The following is a 23,920-nucleotide window of genomic DNA, read 5'->3' on the forward strand; positions in this document are numbered from 1 at the left end:
GTCCGGGCCGTCTCGGCGGGGGCAGGAGTGGGCGACGGGGGCGCTTCGGCGGGCGTCGCTTCGCGCATGGGTGCCTCGGCTGCCGTGCGGATGTGTTCGCGGTCCTGTTCCGTCTCGTACGGCGCCGGGGCCGCGTTCCTCTGCTTCCGGACCAGCCGCCAGCGCGTCACCACGCCCACCGCGAACACGGCCAGGACCAGCAGCACCATCACTTCACCGATGAGCAGGCCCCAGAACAGCCCGTATCCGGAGAGGGCACCCGGCGGGGTGTCCGGCCAGGCGGCCGGCAGGTCCGCCGGCTCGACGGCCAGGGCGCGCAGGGCCAGCGGCGTCCGCATGAAGGTGACGCCGTCGGGCCAGCCCCCGTGTGCGAGGAGTCCGGCGAGACCCGTGGCCGTCCAGGCCAGGACCATCAGCCCGAAGAGGAAGACCAGGAGGCCGATCAGCAGGCCGTCCGGGATGCCGCCCTGCCGCTCGCCGCCGTGTCCCGGTCCCGGTGGTGCCTGGCGTGCCATGTCATGCCACCGTTGACTCGGACGACTCGTTCAGCCGTTGCTGGTGCTCGATCCGCGCCGCCCGCTGCTCCGCCTCCAGCTCCGCGGCCCGTACGTCCTCGGGGAGCAGATCCACTGCTGAGCCCTCGGTCATCGCGCGGTCGGTGAAGACCAGGGGGCGTTCCGCCTCGGTGATGAGGTGCTTGACGACCTGGACGTTGCCGTTGACGTCCCATACGGCGATGCCCGGGGTCAGGGTCGGGATGATCTCCACCGCCCATCTGGGCAGACCGATGACCTTGCCCGTCGCTCTGGCCTCGTCGGCCTTCTGGGCGTAGATCGTGCGGGTGGAGGCCATCTTCAGGATGGCTGCCGCCTCCTTCGCCGCGGCTCCGTCGACGACGTCGCTGAGGTGGTGGACGACCGCAACGAAGGACAGGCCGAGGCGTCGCCCGAATTTCAGCAGGCGCTGGAAGAGCTGGGCGACGAAGGGTGAGTTGATGATGTGCCAGGCCTCTTCGACCAGGAAGATGCGCTTCTTCCGGTCGGGCCTGATCCAGGTGTGCTCGAGCCACACGCCGACGATCGCCATGAGGATCGGCATGGCGATGGAGTTCCGGTCGATGTGCGAGAGGTCGAAGACGATCAGTGGTGCGTCGAGGTCGATGCCGATCGTGGTCGGGCCGTCGAACATACCGCGCAGGTCACCGTCGACGAGCCGGTCCAGGACGAGGGCGACGTCCAGGCCCCAGGCCCGTACGTCGTCTATGTCGACGTTCATCGCTTCGGCGGACTCCGGCTTGGGGTGGCGGAGTTGCTCCACGATGTCCATCAGGACCGGCTGGCGGTGGGTGATGGTGTCGTTGACGTAGGCGTGCGCCACCTTGAGTGCGAAGCCGGACCGCTCGTCGAGGCCGTGGCCCATGGCGACCTCGATGATCGTACGGAGCAGGGCGAGCTGGCCCGTCGTCGTGATCGAGGGGTCCAGGGGGTTGAGCCGGATCCCGTCGTTCAGCGCGGCGGTGGGGTCCAGCCTGATGGGCGTGATGCCCAGCTCCTCGGCGATGAGGTTCCACTCGCCCACGCCGTCCTCGCCCTGGGCGTCCAGGACGACGACCTGGCGGTCCCGGAAGCGGAGCTGGCGCAGGACGTATGTCTTCTCCAGCGCCGACTTGCCGTTGCCGGACTCGCCGAGCACCAGCCAGTGCGGGGCGGGGAGCTGCTGTCCGTACAGCTGGAACGGGTCGTAGATGTAGCCCTTGCCCGAATACACCTCACGCCCGATGATCACGCCGGAGTCGCCGAGGCCGGGCGCGGCGGTCGGCAGGTAGACGGCCTGGGCCTGCCCCGTCGACGTACGCACCGGGAGCCGGGTGGTCTCCACGTTCCCGAAGAGGAAGGCGGTGAAGGCATCCGACAACGCGGACAGCGGATCTCGCATGGCGTGACTGCCCTCTCGTTAGCGACGGATGCCGGTGGCGAACGGCAAGGTGTTCACAAAGGCGCGGTGGTGCTCCCGGTCGCACCACTCCAGCTTGAGGTACGACTTGCCGGCCGAGGCGCGGATCGTCCGCTTGTCGCGGGCGAGCGCCTCGGGGGACCTGGACGACACGGTGATGTACCCCACGAGATTCACCCCGGCCGCGCCGCTCGCCAGATCCTCACCCCGCTGGTCGAGCCTGCCGTGGGCGGCGATGTCGCGTGGGTCGACCGTGCGGTTCATCTTGGCCTGGCGGCTCGCCTCGGCGTCGTCGTTGGTCTTCTCCGTCAGCATCCGCTCGATGGCGACCTCGGTGGGTTCGAGGTCCATGCAGACCGCGACCGTGCGGATCACATCAGGCGTGTGGACGAGGAGAGGGGCGAGGAAGTTGACGCCGACGGGGGTCATCGGCCATTCCTTCACCCAAGCCGTGGAGTGGCACCAGGGGGCGCGGGTCGTCGACTCGCGGGTCTTGGCCTGCAGGAACGTCGGTTCGACCGCGTCGAGTTCGGCCGGCCAGGCGTTGCGCTTCGTCATCGCCTGGATGTGGTCGATGGGGTGGTCCGGGTCGTACATCGAGTGCACGAGTGAGGCCAGCCGGCTCTGGCCGAGCGGCTGGCGGACCCGGATGTCGGCCTCGGCGAGCCGGGCGCAGATGTCGGTCAGCTCGCGTGCCATGACGACGGCGAGACCGGCGTCGCGGTCGACCCTGCGGCCGCCCTGGGGCCGCATGGCCCGGGCCATGGCGTTGGCCTCGGCGGCCAGGTCGCGGCTGTAGTGCATGCAGGCGACGAGGTAGGCGCGGTGCTGCTCGCTGGAGGTGGAGACCATCGACTGGAGCTGGTCGTAGGAGTCCTGGAGCCAGCCGGGCGCGGACCTGTCACCGCGCTGGGCGACGTCCTTGGCGTGCGCGTCCGGGTCGGCGGGCAGTGTGCGGGCCAGCATCTGGAGGCGCGTCACGAAGCCGTCGCCGTTGGCCACGTGCTTGAGCAGCGTGCCGAAGCGGTCGACCAGGGCCTCCTGGTCCTCGCTGTCGCGCAGGCCGACCCCTGGGCCCTCGATCTCGATGGCGGCGGTGACCGTACGCCGGTCCGCGTGCAGGAGTACGGCGATCTCGTCGGGGCCGAACGGGGCGGCGAGCCAGCTGATCCGGCCGATGCCGGGCGGCGGCCCGATCTCCACCTCGCGCCCGTCGGCGCTGACACCGGCTTCGATGGCGGCGGAACGGTAGGCCGTGCCCCGGCGCAGGGTGCGCTTGAAGCTGCGGTTGATCTCGAACCATTTGTAGAAGGTGCGGCCCTTGTAGGGGACGTACACGACGGCCAGGGCGAGCATGGGGAAGCCCATGAGTGCCACGATCCGCAGGGAGAGGACCGGGACGAGGAGTCCGCTCATCATGCCGAGGAAGGCTCCGGCGATGATCAGCGCGATCTCGCCCGTCTCACGGTTCTTGCCGACGATCGCGTTCGGCCGGGCGCGGCCGATGAGATACGTGCGGCGGGGCGCGATCGTGTGGGACTGGGTCGTCAACGCCCGCCACCTCCTGTGCTCGTGTTACCTGTGCTGCCTGGACCGCTTCGTGGGGAGCGGGTGCCGTGGGGGGTACCGGAGGTGGGCCCCGACCCGCTGCGGGGTGAGGGCGCGGCGCCGCCCCCTCCTCCCGGGTTGCGTGAGCTGTGTGCGGCGACACCGCCACTGACCGGGTTGGAGGGCCGCGCGCCGCCGCCACCGCCTTCGCCGCCGCCACTGCGGCCGCTGTGGGTCTTGATGCCCTGCGAGACGAGCGCGGCGGGCGAGCTGATCATCGCGGCTGCCTGGGAGCCGTCGGTTGCCTGCTTGCGGTTGGTGCGGGCGCCCTGGATCTCGTCGCCGAAGCCGGGTACGAAGCGGTAGATCATGGCGGAGGCGAAGATGGCCAGCAGGATGATGGCGAGGCCGGAGACGACGGCCGAGAAGGCGTTGGGTCCGTCGTCCGCGGAGAGTGCGCCGGCGAGCCCGAGCACGATGACGATGACCGGCTTCACCATGATCACAGCGATCATGATGCCCGCCCAGCGGCGGACGTGGCCCCACATGTTCTTGTCGACGAGCCCGGAGTACACGACGACACCCAGTAGGGCGCCCACGTAGAGCAGGGCGGCCCTGATCACGAGCTCCAGCCACAGGATGCCGGCGGCGAGGATCGACACGAGCGACACGACGATCAGCATGATCGGCCCGCCGCCGATGTCGGTGCCCTTCTTGAGCGCTTCGGCGAACGAACCGAAGAACACATCGGTCTGCCCGCCCGTCGCGGCGGAGATGACCTCGGTGACGCCGTCGGTGGCGGAGACGACCACGTACAGGATGAGCGGGGTGAAGGCCGAGGCGAGGACCGTGAGCCAGAGGAAGCCGATGGCTTCGGAGATCGCGGTGGTGAACGGCACGCCCCTGATGGCGCGCTTGGCCACGGCGAAGAGCCACAGGACGAGGGTGAGGATGGTGGACGCCGCGAAGACGACTGCGTACTGGGTGCGGAAGGTGGAGTTGGTGAAGTCGACGGTCGCCGTGCTCTCGACGGCCTCGCTGAGCTTGCCCACGAGGTAGGCGGCGGCGTCGGCGCAGCCGCGGGCGAGGGAAGTCAGGGGGTCCAGGGCGTCGTCGGTGGTGGGGGGAGTGCTGCGGGCGGTGCCGCCGCCGGCTTCGCCCTCGCAGTAGTCCTTGGCGGGGCCAACGATGAGGTCGCACTTGTCCTGATCGGACGGAGAGGGGGTCGGTGTGGGAGCTGCTGCTGCGCGCGCCGCCAGGATGACCAGTGTTGCTTGGAGACCTGCGAAGACAGCACCTGTTTTGAGCGCCAGGCGCGAACTAGCGGGCATAGGTGAACCCTCCGTACTCCTCGACAGCCTTGGCGATCTCGTCGGCATTGGAGGCTGTGCGGTCGGTGTTCACAGGAGCCGGGCCGTCCTTCTGGGAAAAGCTGTCGACCTTCCAGTCGTCATCAGCCCACCTGAGTGCCAGCGTCATGGTGAACCAGTCGTTACTCACTGGGTTGGTCGAGCTGACGCCAGCCGTACCGAAGACACCGGTACACCACACTTCCACGGTGGCGGAGGAGGTCGTGTAGGCGGTCGCTTTTGTCCCGACAGGTGCGGTTCTGGAGACGTAGGTCATTCCCGAGGCCGCGTTCCCCTTCTCGTCCAGGCCGACCTTGTCGAGGAAAGCCTTGTCGTAGGCCTGATTGAACCTCGCATCCAGCTCGCTCACCCGCTCTGCAACGAAGATCTGACGCACAATCTCGCTGCGACGATCAGGCTGGAGGATCTCGGCAGAGACCAGCGCCACCGCGTAATTCGCCGCCGCGCTCTGCGCCCCCTGCTCGTCATGAGCGAAGCCTGAGGCGATCGTGCCGTTCTTGCCCGTGACCGGCTTCGTGCCCGTCGCGGCGGTGGGGCCTGCCCCCGCCGCGGCCGATTCCTTCTCCTTGCCGCCGTCCGAGGCGCCGCCCCCACTCTGGTTCGCAAACGCGATCGCCGCGATCAGCAGCACCACCACACCCACCACCGTGATCAGCGAGCGGGAGTTCCGGGTGGGCCGGCGGCCGTAGCCGTCGCCGTCGTCGCCGCCGGGCAGCCGTGTGCGTGTCTGGCGCGTTCCGCCGAGGGTGCTGTACGCGTCCTCGGAGCGGCTCCCCGCCTCGTTGCCGCCGTAACCGCGCTCATCGCCCTGGCTCATGCCGCGTACGCCCCCTCGGCCGTGTGCAGTTCCGCGTAGTACGACGGTAGCGCTGCTGGTTTCCGCGTGGGCGCGGTGTGGTTACTCGACATCAGGGGACGCAACCTCTGCCGGTGGGCACGACGGACGGATGGTGTGGGTGGACGGGGCCGGCCCGGGGGCAGGCTTGCCTGACAACCGGTCAGACAGCCATTCCGTAAACAATCGTGAACAGTGTGCCCAGCGATCCGATGATGAAGACGCCGGTCAGCCCTGCCACGATCAGCCCCTTGCCCTGCTCCGCGCTGAAGGTGTCGCGCAGTGCGGTCGCGCCGATGCGCTGTTTCGCCGCGCCCCAGATCGCGATGCCGAGGCAGAGCAGGATGGCGATCGCCATCACCACCTCGATCATGATGCGTGCCTCGTTGCCCAGGGTCCCGAACGGCCCCCAGTTCGGGGCGATTCCGCCGATGATGGTGGTGATGTCGCCCTTTTCCGCTGCCAGGATCATGTAAGTCACCGCCCCTGTTGGGTAGTTCGCAGCCCGCGCCGTGCGACACGGGTCGGTCTCTATCTTCGCTGATGAAACCGGCATCGCACGACGCCTTCCCGGGTCTCTTTACCCGGATCTCGCACGTTTGACCGGAGGAGCCGCCCTGACCTGCGGTTAGCAACGGAATCCGCCTGCATATGCATGGTTACTCTGTGTATCACGCGGTGTGACGGCTAGCAACGACGGTGGCCATGGGTTCAGGGTGCGGTTGATGCGCTCACGGGACGCGGAGCATTCGTACGCGCTGTTCGAGAGCCTTGTGTGCGCCGGTGGCTCCGGGCCGACGTGTCGTCAGGCCCCGTGCGGGGAAGGCCTGACGGCCCTGTTCGACACAGGACAGTGCGTACGGGCTCCGGTCCCCGATCCGGGGTGGTCCGGTGCGACGGTGGCTTGAAGTCGCACCCGGGGTGCCCGGTCTTCTGGGCGAACGACCGCTCGTCCTTCCATCGCCGAGTCCGGTCCGGTGCCACGGCGATGTCGGGCTTCTGGTCATCGTGCGAGCAGCGCCAGGTCCTCGGCGGTGAGCCGGAGTGCGCCGGCGGCCACGTTCTCGACGAGGTGGTCCGGGTTGCCGGTGCCGGGGATGGCCAGCACGTGTGGTCCCTGGTGGAGTGTCCAGGCCAGTCGCACCTGCGCGGGCGTCGCCCCGTGGTTGCGTGCGACGGTCAGCGTCGCGTCGTCCTGCTCGGTGCCGGCGCCCCTTTCGCGCCCCGTGCCGGCGATGGCGAAGAAGGGGACGAATGCGATGCCCTGTTCGCCGCAGGCGCGCAGGAAGGCGTGGTGGTCGGCCGGGGAGTCGAGGCCGTACGCGTTCTGTACGCAGACCACGGGTGCGATGCCCCGCGCCTCGGTGAGCTGTTCCGGTGTGGTGTTGGAGATGCCGAGGTGGCGGACGAGTCCTGCCTCGCGGAGTTCGGCCAGGGCGCCGAAGAGTTCGGCGACGGGCGCCGAGGCCTGGCTCACCGCGAGGCGCAGGTTCACCACGTCCAGGTGGTCCCGGCCGAGCTGGCGCAGATTCTCCTCGACCTGACCGCGCAGCTGCTCCGGTGTGGCCCACACCCAGGCACCGGAGGGGTCCCGGCCGGGGCCGACCTTGGTGGTGATGACCAGGTCGTCGGCGTACGGGGCGAGCGCGCTGTTGATCAGCTCGTTGGCGGACCGCAGCGGCGAGAAGTAGAAGGCGGCGGTGTCGATGTGGTTCACACCGAGCTCGACGGCGCGGCGCAGGACGCGCAGGGCGCGGTTCCGGTCGCTGGAGGTCCCGTCGGCGAACGCCGTGCCGTCCTGGGCTAGACGCATCGAGCCGAAGCCGAGGCGGTTGACCGTCAGGTCGCCGAGTTTCCAGGTGCCGGAAGCCGCTGCGGTGATCGTTTCGGATGATGAGGGCATCATTGGATTCTTCCGCTCGTCCGCTCGTCCGTCTGCGTGGTCGTTCTCGATGCCCATTGGGCGGCAGTGATCCGCCACACCACGTCGATCCCCACTTCACCCGGGGCGGTCGGCCCTTCAGGTGTGGGGCCCCGTTCGGCCTCCGTGAAACCCAGGCGGCGGGCGACTGCTCCGCTGGCCGGGTTGGCGGCATCGTGGTGGATTTCCACGCGATCGGTGCCCGTCAGCCGGAAGCCCTGTCCGACGAGCGCGGTCGCGGCCATGGTGGCGAGGCCACGCCCGGTCCACCGAGGGTGCAGCCAGTAGCCGATGTCGAGTCCGCCCGCACCGATCCGGCGGTAGAGGCCGCAGCTGCCGATGACTGTGCCGTTCGTGGTGATCGCGTAGCCGAAGGCATCCCCGCTCGCCCACTCTTCCTTGTTCCGTGCGAGGAACGCGGGGCCCAGCTGTCGGTCGTAGGTCGCGGCCCAGGGCATCCACGGAATCAGGTGGTGCAGCGAACCGGAGATCGCCTCGTGCAGGGCATCCAGGTCGCTCGCGTGCCAGCGGCGCAGTTCGACCTGGCCGTGACTCAGGAGTTCAGCGGGCTCTTCCATGCCCGGGATGCTCTCCCGGCCGGGGCACGCCCGACAACCGCTTTGCCGGGGTGCGCTCCCTCAGGTCCTCCGCGCGAGAGTCGCCGTGAAGCTGCGGCCGTAGGCATGGTGGGTCGTGACGTCGAGACGGGTGCCGCCGGGGACGCGGTGGACGCGGACTCCGGCGTCGGCCGAGACGTGTTTCAGGGGTCTGCCGTGGAGGGTGATGGATACCGTGCCCCGTGTCGTCGTGGGGTCGGACACCGCGACGGAGTACGTGCCTTCCGCTGTCCGCCGCAGCAGGACCGACGCGGGCCCGTCGATCGAGAGACGCCCCACCCGGTGCGTCCCGGCGGTGAAGGCGTTGGCGGCGGTGATGCCCAGGCGCGTATGTGCCGCGGCCTGCAGGCGGTCCGTGTTGGACAGCACGGAGAGCGGGCCATGGGCGTACCCGGCGAGTTGTCGCGCGGAGGCGTTGGGGATGAGGGCGTGCGCCATGGAAGTGGGCCGCTCACCGGCGGCCTGCTCGTAGGACAGTGTGAAGAGCTGCTTGGTCACCGCTGTGTCCGCGTTGGCGAGGCGTACGAGGCGCCGGCTGCGCGTGACCGTGTCGAGCGCGACGACAGGCGGCGGGCCTGACAGGAAGACGTACCCGACGGAGAGCCCCCGTCCTTCGTCGGCGTACCGCAGCCAGGTAGGCGGGGCGGCCCCGGTGCTGTGCCAGGGCGACCCGTCGCGGAGGCCGCCCGTGACGACGACGGGGGAGGAGGGATCGGCGATGCGGCTGTCGACCGTCGTGGTCACCGCGCGGCCCGCCCGGCCCGTCACACCGGCCGACAGCACGAGGATCTCGTCGTCGAACATGAACCAGGACCTGGTGGCACCCGCCGCGCGGTAGGCGACGAAGTCGTCGGGCAGCGTGCCTGCCTGCTGCGCGGCATAGGCGGCGTCGTCGGACTGCACGAGACCGGCCGCACCGTATGTGCCGAGGCGGGCTCCGCCGGAGAACTCCTGTGTGGCGCGCGGGAAGTAGACGTACGCGTTCTGCGACTCGGAGGACGACGTGAAACCGCGCTCGGGGTTGTCGTACCAGAGGGTGCCGTACAGCTCGGGGACGGTGCGGCGCGTCTCGGCGGGGGCGGTGACGCCCGCGAGGCGTTGGGGCGGGACAGCGGTGAAGTAGTCGACGCCGTAGGCCTGCCGCTGGTCCGCGCCGGACAGATACAGGTAGTGGGCGCCGGCGCCCTGGAACCACGGCATCAGGTTCTCGCCGCTCATGTACTCGTACATGCTGACGCGGGCGGAGCTGCGGGCCAGGGCGAAGGCGTAGCCGGGCCGGCGGTGGACGGTCCGGTCCATCGCGTTGTACGCGGCGTGGGCGGCTGCCGGGACGAGGTCCCGGGCGGGCGCCGGGGAGTCCAGGATGTCGGCGTAGCGGGCGATGCTGACGGGGGAGACGAAGGCGGTCGGGTCGAGGCCCGCCTTCGAGGTCTGCCGGATGTGTTTGACGTAGCTCTCGAGGGCCTCCGCATCGCTGCCGGCCGTGTGCGCGGAGAGATCGACGACGGCCTCCACGACGGCTGTGACGTCCGCGTACCCCGTCCCGGTCCGTGAGACCGCGCGCCCCTTGACGATCTCCATCATCCAGCCCTCGAAGATCAGCGGGGCGAAGCCGTCGGCCACCCAGCCCTGCACGACGCCGACCAGGCTGTCGTCGGGGACGTAGCCGGTGCCGTCGAGGATCTTGACCGTCTGGACGATCCGGGTGAGCAGTCCCTTGCCGTAGGAGCCGGTGTACGCGACGGAGCCGTGCTGGACGAAGGACCCGTCGGCGTAGAAACCGTCGGTGACCCCGTGGCGCGGGCGGTAGGGGTCGATCGTCGCGAAGACGGTCAGCTGGTCGGCGAGGGCCTTGGTGATCCGGGTTCCGTCGCCGAGCAGGGCACCTTGGAGGATCCGGTTCGTCGTGATGTCGGCGAGATTGGCGCCGGTGTGGAAGCGCGAGTCGAGGTCGACGTCGCCGTCCTTGCCGTTGCGCAGGTAGGCGTCCATGGAGGCGACGTACGTCGCGGTGAGATCGGGCCGGTGTGCCGCGAGCTCGTCCCTGAGCAGGATCAGGGTTCTGGTCGCGTGGGCCGGGATCCCGATCTCCCAGTGGAACCAGTTGCCGTAGTAGCCCTTCGACTGGTCGCCGAACCAGTCGTCGTGGAGCCGTGCCAGGGCGTCGACGACCCGGCGCCGGACCGTCGCGTTCCCGTACAGGCCGGAGGCACCGGTGCCGGGGAGACAGGTGGCGAGAGCGATCTCGTAGAGGTACTGGTACGACGTGCTCAGGTTGGGGTCGCTGGTGCCGAGGGGGACGCCTTCGAAGATCTCGTCCGGCCCGGCGCCGTCCATCGCGGTGAGCCGGGTGTGGGCCGTCGCCAGGAGGGAGGCCAGTTTGGGGGCGACCTCGGGGCGGGAGTTGGACTCGGTGGTGCCGGCGAAGACGGCGACGGTGTTGCTGAGGAGGGTGGCCGGGGGTTCTTCCGGGGACCCGGGGGACGGCGGAGTGTTCGGAGAGGCGGCTGCCTCCGTACGGAGCGCCTGGGACACCGTCCAGAGGGCGGCGGCGGGAATCACGGACAGTGCGGTACGACGCGAGAGCTCCACCGGCACGCTCCAAAGTCCGTCCCGTAAGCGCTTGTTACCTCGACCCCAGCCAAGCAACGGGCGCGCACCGGTGTCAACGGGCCGGTGCGATGTCAACGGGCCGCTGCGTGTCAGTGCCGTCGTCTACGGTCGATCGCATGACGACTCCTGTGACGGCTTCTGCCGACGGCCACGATGTCATCCAGGTCCGCGGTGCCCGCGAGAACAACCTCACCGACGTGTCGCTGGACATTCCGAAGCGTCGGCTGACCGTGTTCACCGGTGTGTCCGGGTCCGGGAAGTCCTCGCTGGTCTTCGGCACCGTCGCAGCCGAGTCGCAGCGGCTGATCAACGAGACGTACACCGCCTTCGTCCAGTCCTTCATGCCGAGCCTGGGCCGCCCCGACGTGGACGCGCTGCACAACCTGAGCGCCGCGATCGTGGTCGACCAGGAGCGCATGGGGGCCAACTCCCGCTCGACCGTCGGCACCGCCACCGACGCGTACACGATGCTGCGGATCGTCTTCTCGCGGCTCGGCACGCCTCACATCGGGACGTCGAGTGCCTTCAGCTTCAACGTGCCGGAGGGCATGTGCCCGCGATGCGAGGGCGTCGGCCAGATCTCGGACATCGACATCGACCAGCTGGTCGACCGGGAGAAGTCGATGAACGAGGGCGCCATCACCGTGCCCCACTTCGCGGTCGACTCCTGGTACTGGCAGGTCATGGCCCGGTCAGGTTTCTACGACCCGGACAAGAAGCTCAAGGACTTCACGGAGCAGGAGTGGGCCGACTTCCTCCACAAGCCGCAGACCAAGGTGAAGATGGACAGCAACCACGTCACCTACGAGGGCCTCGTCCAGAAGGTCCAGCGGACCATGCTCAGCAAGGACCGCGACGCCATGCAGTCCCACATCCGCGCCTTCGTGGACCGGGCCGTGGTCTTCGGCGAGTGCCCCGGCTGCGGGGGGACGCGGCTGACGGCCGCCGCCCTGTCGTCCAGGATCGACGGGGTGAACATCGCGGAGTGCTCCACGATGCAGATCAGCGATCTGGCCGTGTTCATACGGAGGATCGACGATCCGGGTGTGGCGCCGCTGCTGGCCGGACTGAGGGACCTGCTGGACTCACTCGTCGAGATCGGCCTCGGCTATCTCAGCCTGGACCGGCCCGCCGGAACGCTCTCGGGTGGTGAGGCGCAGCGGGTGAAGATGGTGCGGCATCTCGGATCCAGCCTGTCGGATGTCACGTATGTCTTCGACGAGCCCACCAGCGGGCTCCACCCCCACGACATCCGGCGCATGAACGACCTGCTGCTGCGCCTGCGCGACAAGGGGAACACCGTGCTCGTCGTCGAGCACAAGCCCGAGGTGATCGCGATCGCCGACCACGTCGTCGACCTCGGGCCGGGCGCGGGGACGGACGGTGGGCGGATCTGCTTCAGCGGGGACGTCGCGGGGCTGCGCGCCTCGGGCACCCTGACGGGACGCCATCTCGAGCACCGGGCGCGGCTGCGGGACGAGGTGCGGAAGCCGACCGGGCAGTTGTCCATCGAGGGTGCGGACCTGCACAACCTCCAGGACGTGACCGTCGACATCCCGCTCGGGGTGCTCACCGTCGTCACCGGTGTCGCGGGGTCGGGCAAGAGCTCGCTCATCCACGGGAGCCTGCCCGCGGGGCAGGGAGTGGTGGTCGCCGACCAGACGCCCATCCGCGGCTCGCGCCGCTCGAACCCGGCGACGTACACCGGTCTGCTCAGCCCGATCCGCACGGCCTTCGCCAAGGCCAACGGGGTCAAGGCGGCGCTCTTCAGCGCCAACTCGGAGGGCGCCTGCCCCAAGTGCAACGGCCTCGGGCTGGTCTACACCGACCTCGCCATGATGGCCGGGGTCGCGTCGGTGTGCGAGGAGTGCCAGGGGAAGCGGTTCACACCCGAAGTGCTCACCTACACCCTGCGCGGCAAGAACATCAGCGAGGTACTGGGGATGTCGGTGGCGGAGGCCTACGACTTCTTCACCTCCGGCCAGGCGCGCGCCATCCTCGGACGGCTGCGCGATGTCGGGCTCGGCTATCTCCGGCTGGGGCAGCCGCTGAACACCCTGTCCGGTGGCGAGCGCCAGCGTCTCAAGCTCGCCATCCACATGGCGGAGAAGGCCGCGACGTACGTCCTCGACGAGCCGACCACCGGTCTGCACATGGCCGACGTGGACCAGCTGCTCGCGCTGCTCGACCGGCTGGTGGACGCGGGCAACACGGTGATCGTCATCGAACACCACCAGGCGGTGATGGCTCATGCGGACTGGATCGTCGACCTCGGCCCCGGAGCCGGGCACGACGGCGGCCGCGTGGTCTTCGAGGGGACGCCCGCGGACCTGGTCGCCGACGGGAGCACCCTCACCGCGCAGCACCTGCGGGAGTACGTCGGAGGCTGACAGGGCGCTGCGGGCTCGCCCCGCACTGTCGGTCGGCCAAGCGCTGTCCTGGAAGCCTGTGGGGTCACGGCGCAGAAGGCGAAGGAAGCCGATGTCGCGTACGACCCGGGGGACCCTGCCTCGACGTACTGGGGCGGCCTCGGGGAGCTGATCCTCGGCGCCCATCGCCCGTGGAAGCGCAGGAGGGTGAGGACGTCGGTGTTCACCGTCCGCCACACCCACGCCGCTACGGACCTGACGGAACAAAGCCATCGTGGTTCACCTCGGGTTGCACCCGAGCCTCCGCGCAGCAGTCAGACTGAGGCAGCGCGCATGATCGTCGACCCAGTGGCGCCACGGCGGCAAGAGGTCCACCTCGAGCGCTTCAAGTCGGCCAACGGGGAGCCGGTGTCTCGATCAGGAGAGAGTTTCGACCATGACCGATTTCATCCGCACGGGAAGGCTGTTCCGGGTCGTTGGGTTCAATCCGTCCCACCGACAGCTCTTCCTGCAGAGCGAAGCCACATTGGTCGACCGGACCACCACACGCATCGAGATCTACATCGGGCATGTGGAGCTGATGCTGCTTGAGCCCTACTACAGAAACGGGCTCCACATCCGGCGCGCCAGTTCCGAGGAGTTCGCCGTGTTGAAGGAACGGCACGGGTTGGACCCATCCGATGCCGAGTACACCTGGATGCTGGACCCTGACGGAGGCAGCTTCGTCATCGGGAGTATTCCGAGCTGGCGCGAGGCGGAGTACGAGTTGATGGGCGACCGGGAGTCGCTGTACGACTGGTCCAAGCCGTGGCCGCCGGACTTCCCGGCGGAGTCGGGCTGGGTCTGCTGACTCGTCTTTCTGGACGAGCTGACATTGCTGGGCGGCACCCGGAGCTCCGGGTGCCGCCGGCGCGCCCATAGGGTGCACCGATGGAAACTGAGCAGCGTCGGACCGGCAGCGTGACGCGACGATCCCCGTATTTCGTCGGCGCCACGATCTTGCTGGCCCTTGCAGCCGTTGCGGGCTGGAGCAGTCTGATCCTGGTTGTACGGGGGCATGTGATCCCGGCCTGGGTGGTGAGTACCTCACTGCTCGTCATTTCGCTGGTCCTGACGGGTGTTCATAAGGCTCGGAGGCGCTTCGCTACCGACCGGGCACCGTTACCTCGGCCGCGCCTGCCCCACTTCGTCCTCGGCCTGCTGGCGGCCGTGGCCGGACTCGGCAGTGCTTTCGGGGCAGTCAGCGACCTCACCGGCGGTGCGGATTACCGAGTTCTCCAGCCCGCCGGTCCTGACGGTTGTGTGGCTGTGGTGCGGGAGACGTCTTTCCTGAAGATCAGCAACGGCGAGGTGTACGCGGTGGGCCGCACCGGAGTGGCTTTGCGACCGTCAGGTTCCTGGATGGCGGACGACATGCACCGGCCTGTGGCCGAAGGCACGTACGAACTGCGCTGGAGCAGGTCCGGCGGCATCTTCGCGGTCAGCGGCTCCGCCACCGACCCGATCGTCGCTTCGGAAATGAACCCGCTGGAGTGCGGCTGAACGATGGGTCCTGCGCTGAGAGTCAATCGTCCGTGGCGGTGACGTCCGTCTCGGCGAAATGGTCGAATTCGCCGGCCACGACGCCCTGGGCGAAAGCCTCCCACTTCTGGGCCGTGGTGGTCACCACCGTGCCGGGGTCACCGGTCTCACGGAGATACACGAGCCCGCCGGGACCGAACGCGATCTCGATCCAGGGGCCGGGGCCCTCAGCCTCCTCGGGGGCGGCGCGGGTCCAGGTGAGGTCGGCGGGGTGGTCAGCCACGGGCTCGGGATTCCTTCACGGCGCGGATGAGGGCGGCCCAGGCCGCCCGCGTGATGTGAATCACGGCGTTGTCGGGTCGACATTTTTGGCCAGGCGGACAGCGCCATGGTGTGCGGCGCCATACATGCGGGATACCTCTGGCTGCAGAACAAGGATTTCAGCCAATCTGGCGTAATTATCTACGTCCCCTCAAGGTGCTGAATATTCTCGTGGGTGAGTTCTCAGGCTTGCACCGTCAACAGCCCGGAAGCCTGAAGCCCTTCGTGTGGTAGCTGGTACCGGTAAACCTGAGGATCTCGACCCTTGTTAACCCACACTGCGGATGCTACGGCGTCCGATGTCTCATTGCCAACGCCCTTAATTGCAAGTCGTTATGAGGGAGGTTGGTGCGCTAGCGTCCATGTGACAGCGCGGAGCACCCGCGTTTTGAGAAGTGGGCGGGGCTGGGTTGCAGGTGGCTTGGGACGAATGGGAACAGTTGAAGGCCGAAGCGGCAGGCGGGCCTGGGGCGCGGATGTCCCTCGCCGGGGTCACGACTGACTCCTCGGAAAGCAGTTCAGGAGCGAGTGGGGGTAAGGACGGCCTGAAGCACAGCGGCGGACCGTGGACCAGCGCATCCGGAACTGCCGCCACGCTGCGGACCAACGCACAGACGAGCCGAAGTCGCCTTCGCCCAGCGCACGAAGGTGTTGCCACTGGCGCGTTGGGGCTTGCATCCGTTGCGGCGCTGACCGCTGTGCTGGATTCCTGGGACGAACGGCTTGTCGCTGTACGCGGTGAGTGTCACTACCTGGAAGGCGCTTTGTCGAAAGTCGCCAAGGAGATGGGCGAGACGGAGACTTCTGTGGACAAGTCCTTCAACTCGGTGGATCCAGGCAAGGGTGATCACCGGTGACCGGCGCAACGCTGACATGGCAGCGACTACGAGACCTGAAGCGGTCGGAGTTCGAGGACGCGGGCGATGGCTGGCACGAGGTCTCGGGGCGGGCAGATGCCGATCGTGTCAGGACCGAAAGGGCTATGACGGCGAAGCTGCGCGAGACTCAGGAGAGTGACTCGGCGCGGGCGGCTATCGGGAGGCTCGAGCGGCTGAGTCGCAATTTTGAGTACGTTCATGCGGAGGCCGGGCTGATTCGTACGGCGTTGAACGGTCTGGTTGCTGAACTCGCCGGACCTCAGAAGCAACTGGCGCAGGCGCTGGAGGACGCGGAGAGTCTGAAGTTCACTGTGCACGCCGATGGTTCGGTCAGCTACCCCGCAGCGGAAGGCGAGACGCTGCTGGGAAAGCAGGACCATCCCGGCGGCTCGGTGCAGGGCAATGCGAGGCTCCCGCTGGAAGCTCCCGGGCTGAGTGAGAGGCCGGGTCTACCCGGGGGCCGCTTCAATCCCAATCCGAACGCGGCGAAGGCGGAAACGATTGCAGATCTCATTGCCCGTGCGCTGCGGTCGGCCACCGAGATTGACGACCGATACGCGAAGGTACTAAACAAGCTCAAGGCAGCCAAGGGGCTCGATGTCACCAAGGCAACCTTGGCCGACGTCTTCCAGGACACAGCGAGCGTACGGTCGACCGCCTCCAAGTACCTCGCTCAGGGGATTCCTTGGGACGAATCGCCTGCGGAGCGCAAGGAGTGGTGGGAAGGACTGACCAAGGAACGACAGCAGGAGTACCTCGAGGTCGCCCCGCAACTTGTAGGCGGTCTCGACGGGATCCCGGCCACGGTACGAGACGAGGCGAACAGGAATTATCTTCCGGTTCTCATCGACGAACTGGCGGGGAAAGAGGGTGAAGATGCCCGGATGAAGCTGGATGCCCTGCGGGGAATCGAAGCGAAACTGGGTGAGCCGTCGAAGGTTCCGATGTTTCTGCTGGGCATCGGCGACGAAGGGAACGGTCGGGCCATCGTGGCGTACGGGAACCCGGACACGTCGAGAAATGTATCAGCCTATGTGCCTGGCTTGGGTACAAAGTTGGACAAGGGTTTTGTCGACGATACCCTGCAACGGGGTTTGGACACGGCGGTAGGCGCGCGAGGCTATGATTCATCTAGCTCGGCAATTGTCTGGCTCGGCTATGACGCCCCAAATATCGCAACCGTCACAAGTACTGGCAGCGCAGAGGCGGGAGCTCCCGCCTACAATCAGTTCATGGATGGCTTGGACGTCACAAATCAGAATAAAGACCCGCATGTGACCGCAATTGGCCATTCCTATGGCTCGCTCACCGTCGGTACAGCGGCAAGGCAGGACGGCGGCATTCCGGCCGCTGACGACATCGTCCTGCTTGGTAGTCCAGGCGTGGGCGTCGACAAGGCGGAGGACCTCGGCGTGGGCAAGGAGCACGTTTTCGTCGGAGCAGCTGACAACGATCCCGTGACCCATCTGCCATCTAAGCAGCAAAGCGGTGTGGGTGTTCTGGCGATGGCCGGAGGTCCTTTCGTTGCATACGCCGCGGGTGATATCGCCGACCAGGGGGACGATGATGTCTACTTTGGCAAGGATCCCGCCAGCGAGGCTTTCGGTGCCCGGCGTTTCGAAGTCGACGACGGCCCGCGCCCAGTCCTTGACGCGGGTGGCTTCGACGCCCACTCTCAGTACTTCACGCCGGAGAAGGACAAAGTGTCGGCAGAAAACATCGCTCTGATCGTTGCGGGGCACCCCGATCGCATTAAGACGGAGGGGTGGCGATGACTGCTGGTGCGCGGTGGGCTCTGGGCCTTGCGTTTGCAGTCATTTCACTCACCGGGTGCGAGATGTCGAACGAGGAAAGGGCTGCGAGTAGCATGGATATGCAGGAGGCGGCGGAGTATTCGGACACTATGCTGGATATGACGCTGGAGGCAATTAACCCACAGGTTCAGTGGGCTCACGACCAGAACTCGTCCGGGAGTTGCGACGTGACTCGTCGACGGACTGTTCTAACGGTTATCTCTGAGCAGCGGCGCGGGAGTTTCCTGGGTGTGGTGGAGCGTTTTTGGAAGAAGAGTGGCTACGATATTTACTCGGTAAGGAGTGACGATCAATTCCCTGCTCTTTTCGCTAAATCGCCTGAGGGATTTGGTATTTCGCTGGTGATTGCAGACAAAGGCCAGGCGCGTTTTGAGGTCAACACCCCTTGCGTGGACGAATCTGAGGTAGCCGCGCCTACGGCAAAGCCCAACGGTCCCGCCTACGAGGGTGTCGAGATCCCCCGTCCCAATGTTCGGTCCGATTTCTGGTCTGCAGGCACCCCAGTTTCGTCGCCTGTGCCGAAGGAAAGTTGACGCTACTACGCGCGGGTGCCCCTGCTGGAGTCTGCAGCCGATATGTCTCCGGCGAGACGGAGCCCGTGATTTCGATCCAGGGGCCGGGGCCCTCTGCGTCCTCGGGGGCGGCGCGGGTCCAGGTGAGGTCGGCGGGGTGGTCAGCAACGGGCTCGGGATTCCTTCACGGCGCGGATGAGGGCGGCCCAGGCCGGCGCACTGGTCCGGAGTATCGCGCCGCCGGGGTCGCTGCTCTCGGTGAGGGCGACGGAATCCTGGTCGGTGGCGACGTGTATGCAGGCTTCTCCTTGCGCGCAGTAGGAGGACTTCTGCCAGTCCCTGGTGATCATCTTCGTTCTCCTTACAGTTCCTGGGCGATGCCGTGAATGAGATCTCGTGACTGCTCCGGCGGCAGCGCGGCAGCATCGAGCCGTTCGAGCAGGAGCCGGTACTGGGCCAGTTGGGTCTCGGAGTCGATGAACACCGGGCCGTGGGACTGGTCGAGCTGAGCGGTGTCGAGAGTGGGGACCGGGCCTTTTACGTAATACACGGATTGGTCTGACCCCGGGTAGTACGTAGCGGAGAAGGGGAACGCCGCCCTGGGCGTACACCCTCCAACTTCCGCAGGATCCCCGTGGGCCCGGTATCGCCCGGGAGACTCTGCGGACCGTGCTCCTGGTGCACGGGATGTGGGACCTCATCGACACAGCCGAACTGCTGGCGAGCGAGCTGGTCACCAACGCGTACAGGCACTCCTCGGGCTCGTACTCGCTCCGGCTGCGCGGCGCGGGCAGGAACCGGGTGCGGGTCGGGGTGTGGGACAGCAATCCGGAGATCCCGGCTCCGTTCGGCGGCGGCGTCATGGAGGAATCGTGCGTCCTGGCCGAGCGGGGGCGCGGGCTGCAGCTCGTACGGGAGTGTGCGGAGAGCTGGGGCGCGTACCCGATCAGGGGCGGGCTGCCTGGGCAGGGCGGGAAGGTGCTGTGGGTCGAGTGCACCGTCCCGCCCACTCGTGATCGGGCTGGGCAGGATCAGGCCGTGTAGCGGGACTCGAAGGTGCGGAAGGACTGTTCCTGGCGCCATTCCAGGCGGGCCTTCGGGCTGTTGGCCAGCAGTCGGGCGCAGCGGGCCGACTGCGGTGCCTGGCACTCCTGGACCGGGCGGAAGCCCTGGCGTACGGGGTCCGGGCGCCACAGGCTGCGGCCCGGCAGGAAGGCGTACTCCAGGGATGCCCGGGCCAGGTCCTTCAGCTCCGGGTAGCCGAGTCCGTAGGTGCGGGCGGCACGGCGGTACTCCTGGCCGATGTCGCCGCGTGACACCCCGGGGTCGTCGGTGGAGAGCACCACCGGGACCCCGTACTTCCGGTAGACGGGGAACGGGTGCTCGTCGCCCTCGACCTGGAGGATCTGCGCGTTACTGGTGAGCGGCACCTCGACGGCGATCTGCCGGCGCGCCATGTCGCGCGCCAGGCGCCGCCAGTCGTCCTCATGTGTGAGGTCGACGCCGTGGCCGATGCGTTCGGCTTGGCCCGTGCGCACGGCGTCGTCGATGTGGAAGGTGAGGTCCTCGGGCTTCACGAGGCCGGGGACGAGTTCGCCGGCGTGCAGGGTGATGTGGGCGCGGGGATAGACACCGTGCAGGTAGTTCAGCATGCGCATGTGCAGGCGGTAGTCCCGCAGGGAGATCTCACCGTCCTCCGGCTGGACCAGGTTGACGGCGACGAACCGCTGATCGCGTTCGGCCAGGCGGAGGCCCAGGGCGATCTGGGTGAAGACGCGTTCCGGGGCGCTGTTGCGTGACACCTGGGAGACCCAGCGCACGGTGATCCCGCACGCACGGGAGGGGGTGGCGGCCGCGCAGTGCGCGGCCTCGCTGAACTCGGCGTCAGCGGTGTCGGCTTCGCGCTTCGCGTCCGTTACGAGCTGGTCCAGCCGGCCACGGGCCAGGAGCTTGCGGTGCAGGGCTGTCAGGTCGGCATCCCAGCCTACGTCCGTCGCCAACTGCCGGGCTCCTGCCGAGGCGGGACTGACCATCGTCTCCAGATAGGTCTGGTTCTGCGCCGCCGCGGTGCGCGCCACATCGGCCAGCATCTTCCCGCGGTGCGATGTGGCGGCGCCGAACTTTCCGAACGTGGCGAAGAAGTGGTCGTGGCCTGACTCGCCCTGAGGGAAGTCCTGCATGGACCAGGCCCGGACGATCTCGCGACGGAAGCCGGCATCCGTGAGGGCGTCGGCAGCCGGACGGGTGCCGGTGGCGCACGGTGGGGCGACTGCGGTCCTCGTGGCGTCGATGCAGAGACCGTCGTCGGCCGCGAGCTGGATGAGGTATTCCGTCCGTACCGCGCCGGAGAGGTGATTGTGCGAGTCACCTCCCTTGGGCAGGTCCCGGAAGAACCGGGCTGCCTCCTTCGGGTGGGTGTCCAGCCAGGCGGCGGTGCGGGCCTCGGCGGCAGTGGCCGTCCGGGGCGGCGGTACGGAGGCGGACGTTGCCGCACGGGCCGGCGTATCGGCGGGCAGGGACGCGGCGAGGGCCGCCGCAGCGAGGCCTGCGGCCGTCAACAACCTTCGGGCCCGCGATGAGTTGTGCTGTACGGAGATCACGTATCGCATGATCACGAAGAGAGTCCCGCCTCGCCCCGGAGCGCGTGGACAGTCCTTCGTAAACCATCCGTCCGGGGGAAAACGACCGCCTCGGCCCGCCGTGCCCGTTCGGGTGATGTCGCTGTTGGGCGTTCCTTGCGGGGGCAGGGGTGCGGGCTCACGACGCGGGTTAGACCGGCGTGTCGGGTACGTGGCGTTTGGCACAGTGCCGCTCCGTGACGGACGAACGGGGTGAGCGCTGTGACTGTGGTGCGAGGGCTGAGTGATCCGGCGGTGCCGTCGGGCGGGGGTGACTGCGGTCAGCGGCTGAAGCACAGCGACGGGCCGTGGCTGCGGGCCGCCGCCGGAGCGGACGAGCTGGTGACCCAGCTGGGTCCGGTGCGCGGCGAGTTGGGTTTGGCGCACCAGGGGCTCATGGCGGGGGCTGGCCGGCTGACGGCTCTGGCCGAGCTGGCGGCCGTACGGGAGTCCTGGGAGCGGCGGATCCAGGCGGCGCAGGGCGAGTGCGGCAGCCTGGCGGCCAAACTGCGGGATGTCGCACGTACACAGGGCGCGACGAACGAGGCCGTCAGATCGTCCTTCGCCGCGGTGCTGCCGTGCGAAGGCGACGCACGGTGACGCCGACCCTGACCTGGGCGCAGTTACGGGATCTGAAGTGCGCCGAGCTGGAGGGCGCTGCCGACGGATGGGGCAAGTCCAGCAACCGGGCCGACGCGGCGCGGGACCGCATCGAGCGGCAAATGCTCACCGGGCTCCGTGACACGCAGGAGGGAGAGGCGGCGCAGGCGGCGGTCGCACGGCTGCGGCAGCTGGGCCGGAACTTCCAGTACGTGTACACCGAGTGCGGGCTCGTCCGCACGACGCTGAACTCCCTGGCGCATGAGATGAAGACCCAGCAGCGGGCGCTGAGGGAGGCGCTCGACGACGCGGCCGCGCTGAGGTTCACCGTGCACGCGGACGGGACGGTGTCGTACCCGGCGGGCGGCGAAGGGCTGATCGGGGGCGCACCGCTGCGGGGCGGCACGGCGGCGTCGAGCGGGCTTCCGGGGCTGGTGCCGCCCTCGGGCCTGGTCGCGCCGAACCCCAACGCGGCCAAGGCGCAGGACATCGCGGATCGGGTGACCGGGGCGGTTCGGGCGGCGGCCGAGATCGACTGGCGGTATGCGGGCATCCTGCGCCGGCTGAAGGCGGAGGAGGGCCTGAAGGTCCCCGACTCCACGTGGAAGGACGCGGCGGGCGACGCGGCGGAGGTCCGTGACGCGGCGGCGGCGTACCTCGAGGACGCCATCCCGCACGATGCGTCTCCGGCGGAGCGGCGGGACTGGTGGGCGGGGCTGACCCAGGAACAACGCGAGGAGTACCTCGCGGTGTACCCGGACCGGATCGGCAACTTGGACGGCATCTCGGCACTGGTCCGGGACGCGGCCAACCGGGACAACCTGCAGTTGCTGATCGGCAAGCTGGAAGGGCGGGACGACGAGAGGTCGATGACGCAGTTGGCGGGGCTGCGGGAGATCGACCGGCAGTTGGGGGCGGGGACGCAGCCGCCGATGTTTCTCCTCGGCATTGGGGACGAGGGGAACGGTCGGGCGATCGTCTCGTTCGGGAACCCTGATACGGCGAAGAATGTGGCGGCTTACGTGCCGGGGCTGGGGACGTCGTTGGACAGGGATTTCGCGGAGGGTGACCTCAAACGGGCCCGGGATACGGCAATTGGGGCAGCAGAGATGAACCCCGATTCGTCAACCGCCTCTATTGTGTGGCTTGGATACGATGCTCCTCAGGTCGCACTCAACGATGCGGCCGGGAGTTTGGACGTAGCCGGTGAGGGGGCGGCAAGATCCGGGGCGCATGAATACAACGAATTCATGACGGGGCTGTCCGCGACCAATCAAAATGATGACCCGCACGTCACGGCGATTGGCCATTCCTATGGTTCGCTTGCGGTCGGCCTTGCCGCTCAGGAAAGGGGCGGAATCCCTGGGGCCGATGACATCATCTTGGTGGGCAGCCCTGGAACGGGTGCGCGGACTGCAGATGAACTCGGGGTGGGGCCCGAACATGTTTTCGTCGGAGCGGCTGAGAACGACTCGGTGACGAAGTTGCCCAACAGTCGAGAGGCCAGTGGCCTGGGAAGCGGTATCGCGGGTGGGGCCTCGGCCGGCTTCGCCCTTGGTGCGAGTCTGGGCCCCGCAGGTGCTGTAGTGGGCGGTGCCGTCGGCGGAGCCGCTGGAGGCGCAGTTGGATATCTCGCGCAGGGCGCGCAGTCCAAGGAAAGTGACGTGTGGTTCGGTACTGATCCTGCACATCAAGATTTCGGGGCAAATCGATTTGCAGTCAGTGAGGGACCCGAGCCGGTGCAGCGCGGACACGGACTCATGGAGGCCCACTCCAACTACTTTCATCCGACGAAGGATCAGATGTCGTCAGACAATATTTCGCGCATCGTTTCGGGTAAATCCGAAGACATTGTACGGGAGCGCCCCAGGTGAAAGTTCACAGTTCCGCGATTCTGGTAGCCATCCTTGTGAGCGCGGGGTGTGCCTCGGTGGATCGATCGGTGGAATCAGGCGGTGAGGATGATGGTGGACGTATGAACATGCAGGAAGCGGCAGACAGGGCAGACGCCATTCTCGATGAGACGTTCGCTGGTATCAAGCCGCCTGTGGAGTGGGTGCACGGGCAGTCGACCGAGGGGGGTTGTGACGTTTCACGCAGGCGCGCTGTCCTCACAGTGATTTCGGAGCAGCGGCGCGGTGGTTTCCTCGGTGTCGTGGAGCGTGGTTGGAAAGAGGCTGGATACCGTCAGCTCGGTGTGAACCCAAGCGTCAAGAGCCCTGCGACCTACTTCGAGACGACGGACGGGTTTCGCGTGAGGCTTCTCATCGGTGGAGGCGGGCAAGCCTTCTTCGAGGTCGCGACGCCGTGCGTTGAGAAGTCTCAGGTGGCCCCGCCGAGTACGCCACCCGGGAACGCGAGCCGTGTGGGCGAACCCACCCCCCGCCCCAGCATCCGCTCACCTTTCTGGTCAGCCGGCGCCCCCTGACC

The 23,920-nt window shown here is 67.8% G+C and carries 19 protein-coding genes and 3 pseudogenes; 9 read left to right on the forward strand and 13 right to left on the reverse strand.

The features are described 5' to 3' along the window. The 9 genes and pseudogenes from BFF76_RS25475 to BFF76_RS25515 all read right to left on the reverse strand — a co-directional run. Nucleotides 1–515, reverse strand: a pseudogene (locus tag BFF76_RS25475) (type VI secretion protein); the annotation flags it as partial. Nucleotide 516: 1 nt separating this feature from the next. Next, nucleotides 517–1,935: an ATP-binding protein gene (locus BFF76_RS25480; protein WP_065849134.1), complete on the reverse strand. Its 1,419-nt coding sequence runs from the start codon at nt 1,933–1,935 to the stop codon at nt 517–519. Nucleotides 1,936–1,953: 18 nt separating this feature from the next. Continuing rightward, on the reverse strand, nt 1,954–3,504 hold the full coding sequence (locus BFF76_RS25485; protein ID WP_065849135.1) for an SCO6880 family protein: 1,551 nt from the start codon (nt 3,502–3,504) through the stop codon (nt 1,954–1,956). Next, a complete protein-coding gene (locus tag BFF76_RS25490) occupies nt 3,501–4,832 on the reverse strand; it encodes a hypothetical protein (protein WP_053930707.1) in 1,332 nt (443 codons plus the stop codon). Before BFF76_RS25490 ends, BFF76_RS25485 begins: the two co-directional genes overlap by 4 nt. After that, nucleotides 4,822–5,688 carry a DUF8175 domain-containg protein gene (locus BFF76_RS25495; protein ID WP_053930706.1) on the reverse strand — a complete coding sequence of 289 codons (867 nt, stop codon included), beginning with the start codon at nt 5,686–5,688 and terminating at the stop codon, nt 4,822–4,824. Before BFF76_RS25495 ends, BFF76_RS25490 begins: the two co-directional genes overlap by 11 nt. A gap of 181 nt (nt 5,689–5,869) precedes the next feature. Next, nucleotides 5,870–6,178, reverse strand: coding sequence for a hypothetical protein (locus BFF76_RS25500; protein ID WP_015610155.1), 309 nt, complete (start codon nt 6,176–6,178; stop codon nt 5,870–5,872). Nucleotides 6,179–6,709: 531 nt separating this feature from the next. Continuing rightward, complete coding sequence (locus BFF76_RS25505; protein ID WP_031093642.1) at nt 6,710–7,612, reverse strand: aldo/keto reductase; 903 nt, start codon at nt 7,610–7,612, stop codon at nt 6,710–6,712. After that, nucleotides 7,609–8,205: a GNAT family N-acetyltransferase gene (locus BFF76_RS25510; RefSeq protein WP_053930705.1), complete on the reverse strand. Its 597-nt coding sequence runs from the start codon at nt 8,203–8,205 to the stop codon at nt 7,609–7,611. Before BFF76_RS25510 ends, BFF76_RS25505 begins: the two co-directional genes overlap by 4 nt. 60 nt (nt 8,206–8,265) lie before the next feature. After that, nucleotides 8,266–10,836: a polysaccharide lyase family 8 super-sandwich domain-containing protein gene (locus BFF76_RS25515; protein WP_065849142.1), complete on the reverse strand. Its 2,571-nt coding sequence runs from the start codon at nt 10,834–10,836 to the stop codon at nt 8,266–8,268. Between the two features lie 137 nt (nt 10,837–10,973). On the opposite strand from BFF76_RS25515, the gene BFF76_RS25520 reads away from it, so the two are divergent. The 4 genes and pseudogenes from BFF76_RS25520 to BFF76_RS32750 all read left to right on the forward strand — a co-directional run bounded on the left by BFF76_RS25520 (nt 10,974) and on the right by BFF76_RS32750 (nt 14,768). Next, nucleotides 10,974–13,247, forward strand: a complete 2,274-nt coding sequence (locus tag BFF76_RS25520) for an ATP-binding cassette domain-containing protein (RefSeq protein ID WP_065849136.1) — start codon at nt 10,974–10,976, stop codon at nt 13,245–13,247. A gap of 39 nt (nt 13,248–13,286) precedes the next feature. Next, nucleotides 13,287–13,478 (forward strand): annotated as a pseudogene (locus BFF76_RS34745) (DUF6333 family protein); the annotation flags it as partial. 184 nt (nt 13,479–13,662) lie between these two features. After that, a complete protein-coding gene (locus BFF76_RS25525) occupies nt 13,663–14,076 on the forward strand; it encodes a hypothetical protein (protein ID WP_031093633.1) in 414 nt (137 codons plus the stop codon). Between the two features lie 80 nt (nt 14,077–14,156). After that, nucleotides 14,157–14,768 (forward strand): hypothetical protein, encoded by a 612-nt coding sequence (locus BFF76_RS32750; protein WP_141695656.1) that lies wholly within the window; start codon nt 14,157–14,159, stop codon nt 14,766–14,768. Between the two features lie 22 nt (nt 14,769–14,790). Here BFF76_RS32750 and BFF76_RS25535 read toward each other — a convergent pair whose 3' ends face one another. Then, entirely contained in the window at nt 14,791–15,030 is a 240-nt protein-coding gene (locus BFF76_RS25535; protein ID WP_065849138.1) for a DUF397 domain-containing protein, read from the reverse strand. An 891-nt stretch (nt 15,031–15,921) separates the two neighbouring features. Between BFF76_RS25535 and BFF76_RS25540 the strand changes: the two genes are divergently transcribed. Next, nucleotides 15,922–17,721, forward strand: coding sequence for an alpha/beta hydrolase (locus BFF76_RS25540; protein WP_065849139.1), 1,800 nt, complete (start codon nt 15,922–15,924; stop codon nt 17,719–17,721). A 92-nt stretch (nt 17,722–17,813) separates the two neighbouring features. Then, nucleotides 17,814–18,293 (forward strand): hypothetical protein, encoded by a 480-nt coding sequence (locus BFF76_RS31680; protein ID WP_234316746.1) that lies wholly within the window; start codon nt 17,814–17,816, stop codon nt 18,291–18,293. Between the two features lie 140 nt (nt 18,294–18,433). Here BFF76_RS31680 and BFF76_RS25545 read toward each other — a convergent pair whose 3' ends face one another. Together BFF76_RS25545 and BFF76_RS25550 are read right to left on the reverse strand one after the other, a co-directional pair. Next, nucleotides 18,434–18,622, reverse strand: a complete 189-nt coding sequence (locus BFF76_RS25545; protein WP_053930701.1) for a DUF397 domain-containing protein — start codon at nt 18,620–18,622, stop codon at nt 18,434–18,436. An 11-nt stretch (nt 18,623–18,633) separates the two neighbouring features. Beyond that, nucleotides 18,634–18,822 (reverse strand): Scr1 family TA system antitoxin-like transcriptional regulator, encoded by a 189-nt coding sequence (locus BFF76_RS25550; protein ID WP_053930700.1) that lies wholly within the window; start codon nt 18,820–18,822, stop codon nt 18,634–18,636. Between the two features lie 41 nt (nt 18,823–18,863). Between BFF76_RS25550 and BFF76_RS25555 the strand changes: the two are divergent. Beyond that, nucleotides 18,864–19,316 (forward strand): annotated as a pseudogene (locus tag BFF76_RS25555) (ATP-binding protein); the annotation flags it as partial. Here BFF76_RS25555 and BFF76_RS25560 read toward each other — a convergent pair. Beyond that, the gene (locus tag BFF76_RS25560) at nt 19,304–20,881 is read right to left on the reverse strand and encodes an adenosine deaminase family protein (protein WP_079122488.1); all 1,578 of its coding nucleotides are present in this window, start codon (nt 20,879–20,881) and stop codon (nt 19,304–19,306) included. The pseudogene BFF76_RS25555 and the gene BFF76_RS25560 sit on opposite strands and share 13 nt — an antisense overlap. A gap of 222 nt (nt 20,882–21,103) precedes the next feature. On the opposite strand from BFF76_RS25560, the gene BFF76_RS25565 reads away from it, so the two are divergent. Together BFF76_RS25565 and BFF76_RS25570 are read left to right on the forward strand one after the other, a co-directional pair. Then, nucleotides 21,104–21,490: a hypothetical protein gene (locus tag BFF76_RS25565; RefSeq protein WP_381822000.1), complete on the forward strand. Its 387-nt coding sequence runs from the start codon at nt 21,104–21,106 to the stop codon at nt 21,488–21,490. Next, complete coding sequence (locus BFF76_RS25570) at nt 21,487–23,364, forward strand: alpha/beta hydrolase (RefSeq protein WP_107418488.1); 1,878 nt, start codon at nt 21,487–21,489, stop codon at nt 23,362–23,364. Before BFF76_RS25565 ends, BFF76_RS25570 begins: the two co-directional genes overlap by 4 nt. Nucleotides 23,365–23,920: the final 556 nt, after the last annotated feature.

This window comes from Streptomyces mutomycini (assembly GCF_001700505.1).
Classification (GTDB): Bacteria; Actinomycetota; Actinomycetes; order Streptomycetales; family Streptomycetaceae; genus Streptomyces; species Streptomyces mutomycini.

Bases quoted from the DNA above. Each gene is read 5' to 3' on its own strand.
- BFF76_RS25480 (WP_065849134.1), bottom strand. From the start codon at position 1,935: ATGCGAGATCCGCTGTCCGCGTTGTCGGATGCCTTCACCGCCTTCCTC.
- BFF76_RS25490 (WP_053930707.1), bottom strand. From the start codon at position 4,832: ATGCCCGCTAGTTCGCGCCTGGCGCTCAAAACAGGTGCTGTCTTCGCA.
- BFF76_RS25495 (WP_053930706.1), bottom strand. From the start codon at position 5,688: ATGAGCCAGGGCGATGAGCGCGGTTACGGCGGCAACGAGGCGGGGAGC.
- BFF76_RS25500 (WP_015610155.1), bottom strand. From the start codon at position 6,178: ATGATCCTGGCAGCGGAAAAGGGCGACATCACCACCATCATCGGCGGA.
- BFF76_RS25505 (WP_031093642.1), bottom strand. From the start codon at position 7,612: ATGATGCCCTCATCATCCGAAACGATCACCGCAGCGGCTTCCGGCACC.
- BFF76_RS25510 (WP_053930705.1), bottom strand. From the start codon at position 8,205: ATGGAAGAGCCCGCTGAACTCCTGAGTCACGGCCAGGTCGAACTGCGC.
- BFF76_RS25520 (WP_065849136.1), top strand. From the start codon at position 10,974: ATGACGACTCCTGTGACGGCTTCTGCCGACGGCCACGATGTCATCCAG.
- BFF76_RS25525 (WP_031093633.1), top strand. From the start codon at position 13,663: ATGACCGATTTCATCCGCACGGGAAGGCTGTTCCGGGTCGTTGGGTTC.
- BFF76_RS32750 (WP_141695656.1), top strand. From the start codon at position 14,157: ATGGAAACTGAGCAGCGTCGGACCGGCAGCGTGACGCGACGATCCCCG.
- BFF76_RS31680 (WP_234316746.1), top strand. From the start codon at position 17,814: ATGGATATGCAGGAGGCGGCGGAGTATTCGGACACTATGCTGGATATG.
- BFF76_RS25545 (WP_053930701.1), bottom strand. From the start codon at position 18,622: ATGATCACCAGGGACTGGCAGAAGTCCTCCTACTGCGCGCAAGGAGAA.
- BFF76_RS25560 (WP_079122488.1), bottom strand. From the start codon at position 20,881: ATGCGATACGTGATCTCCGTACAGCACAACTCATCGCGGGCCCGAAGG.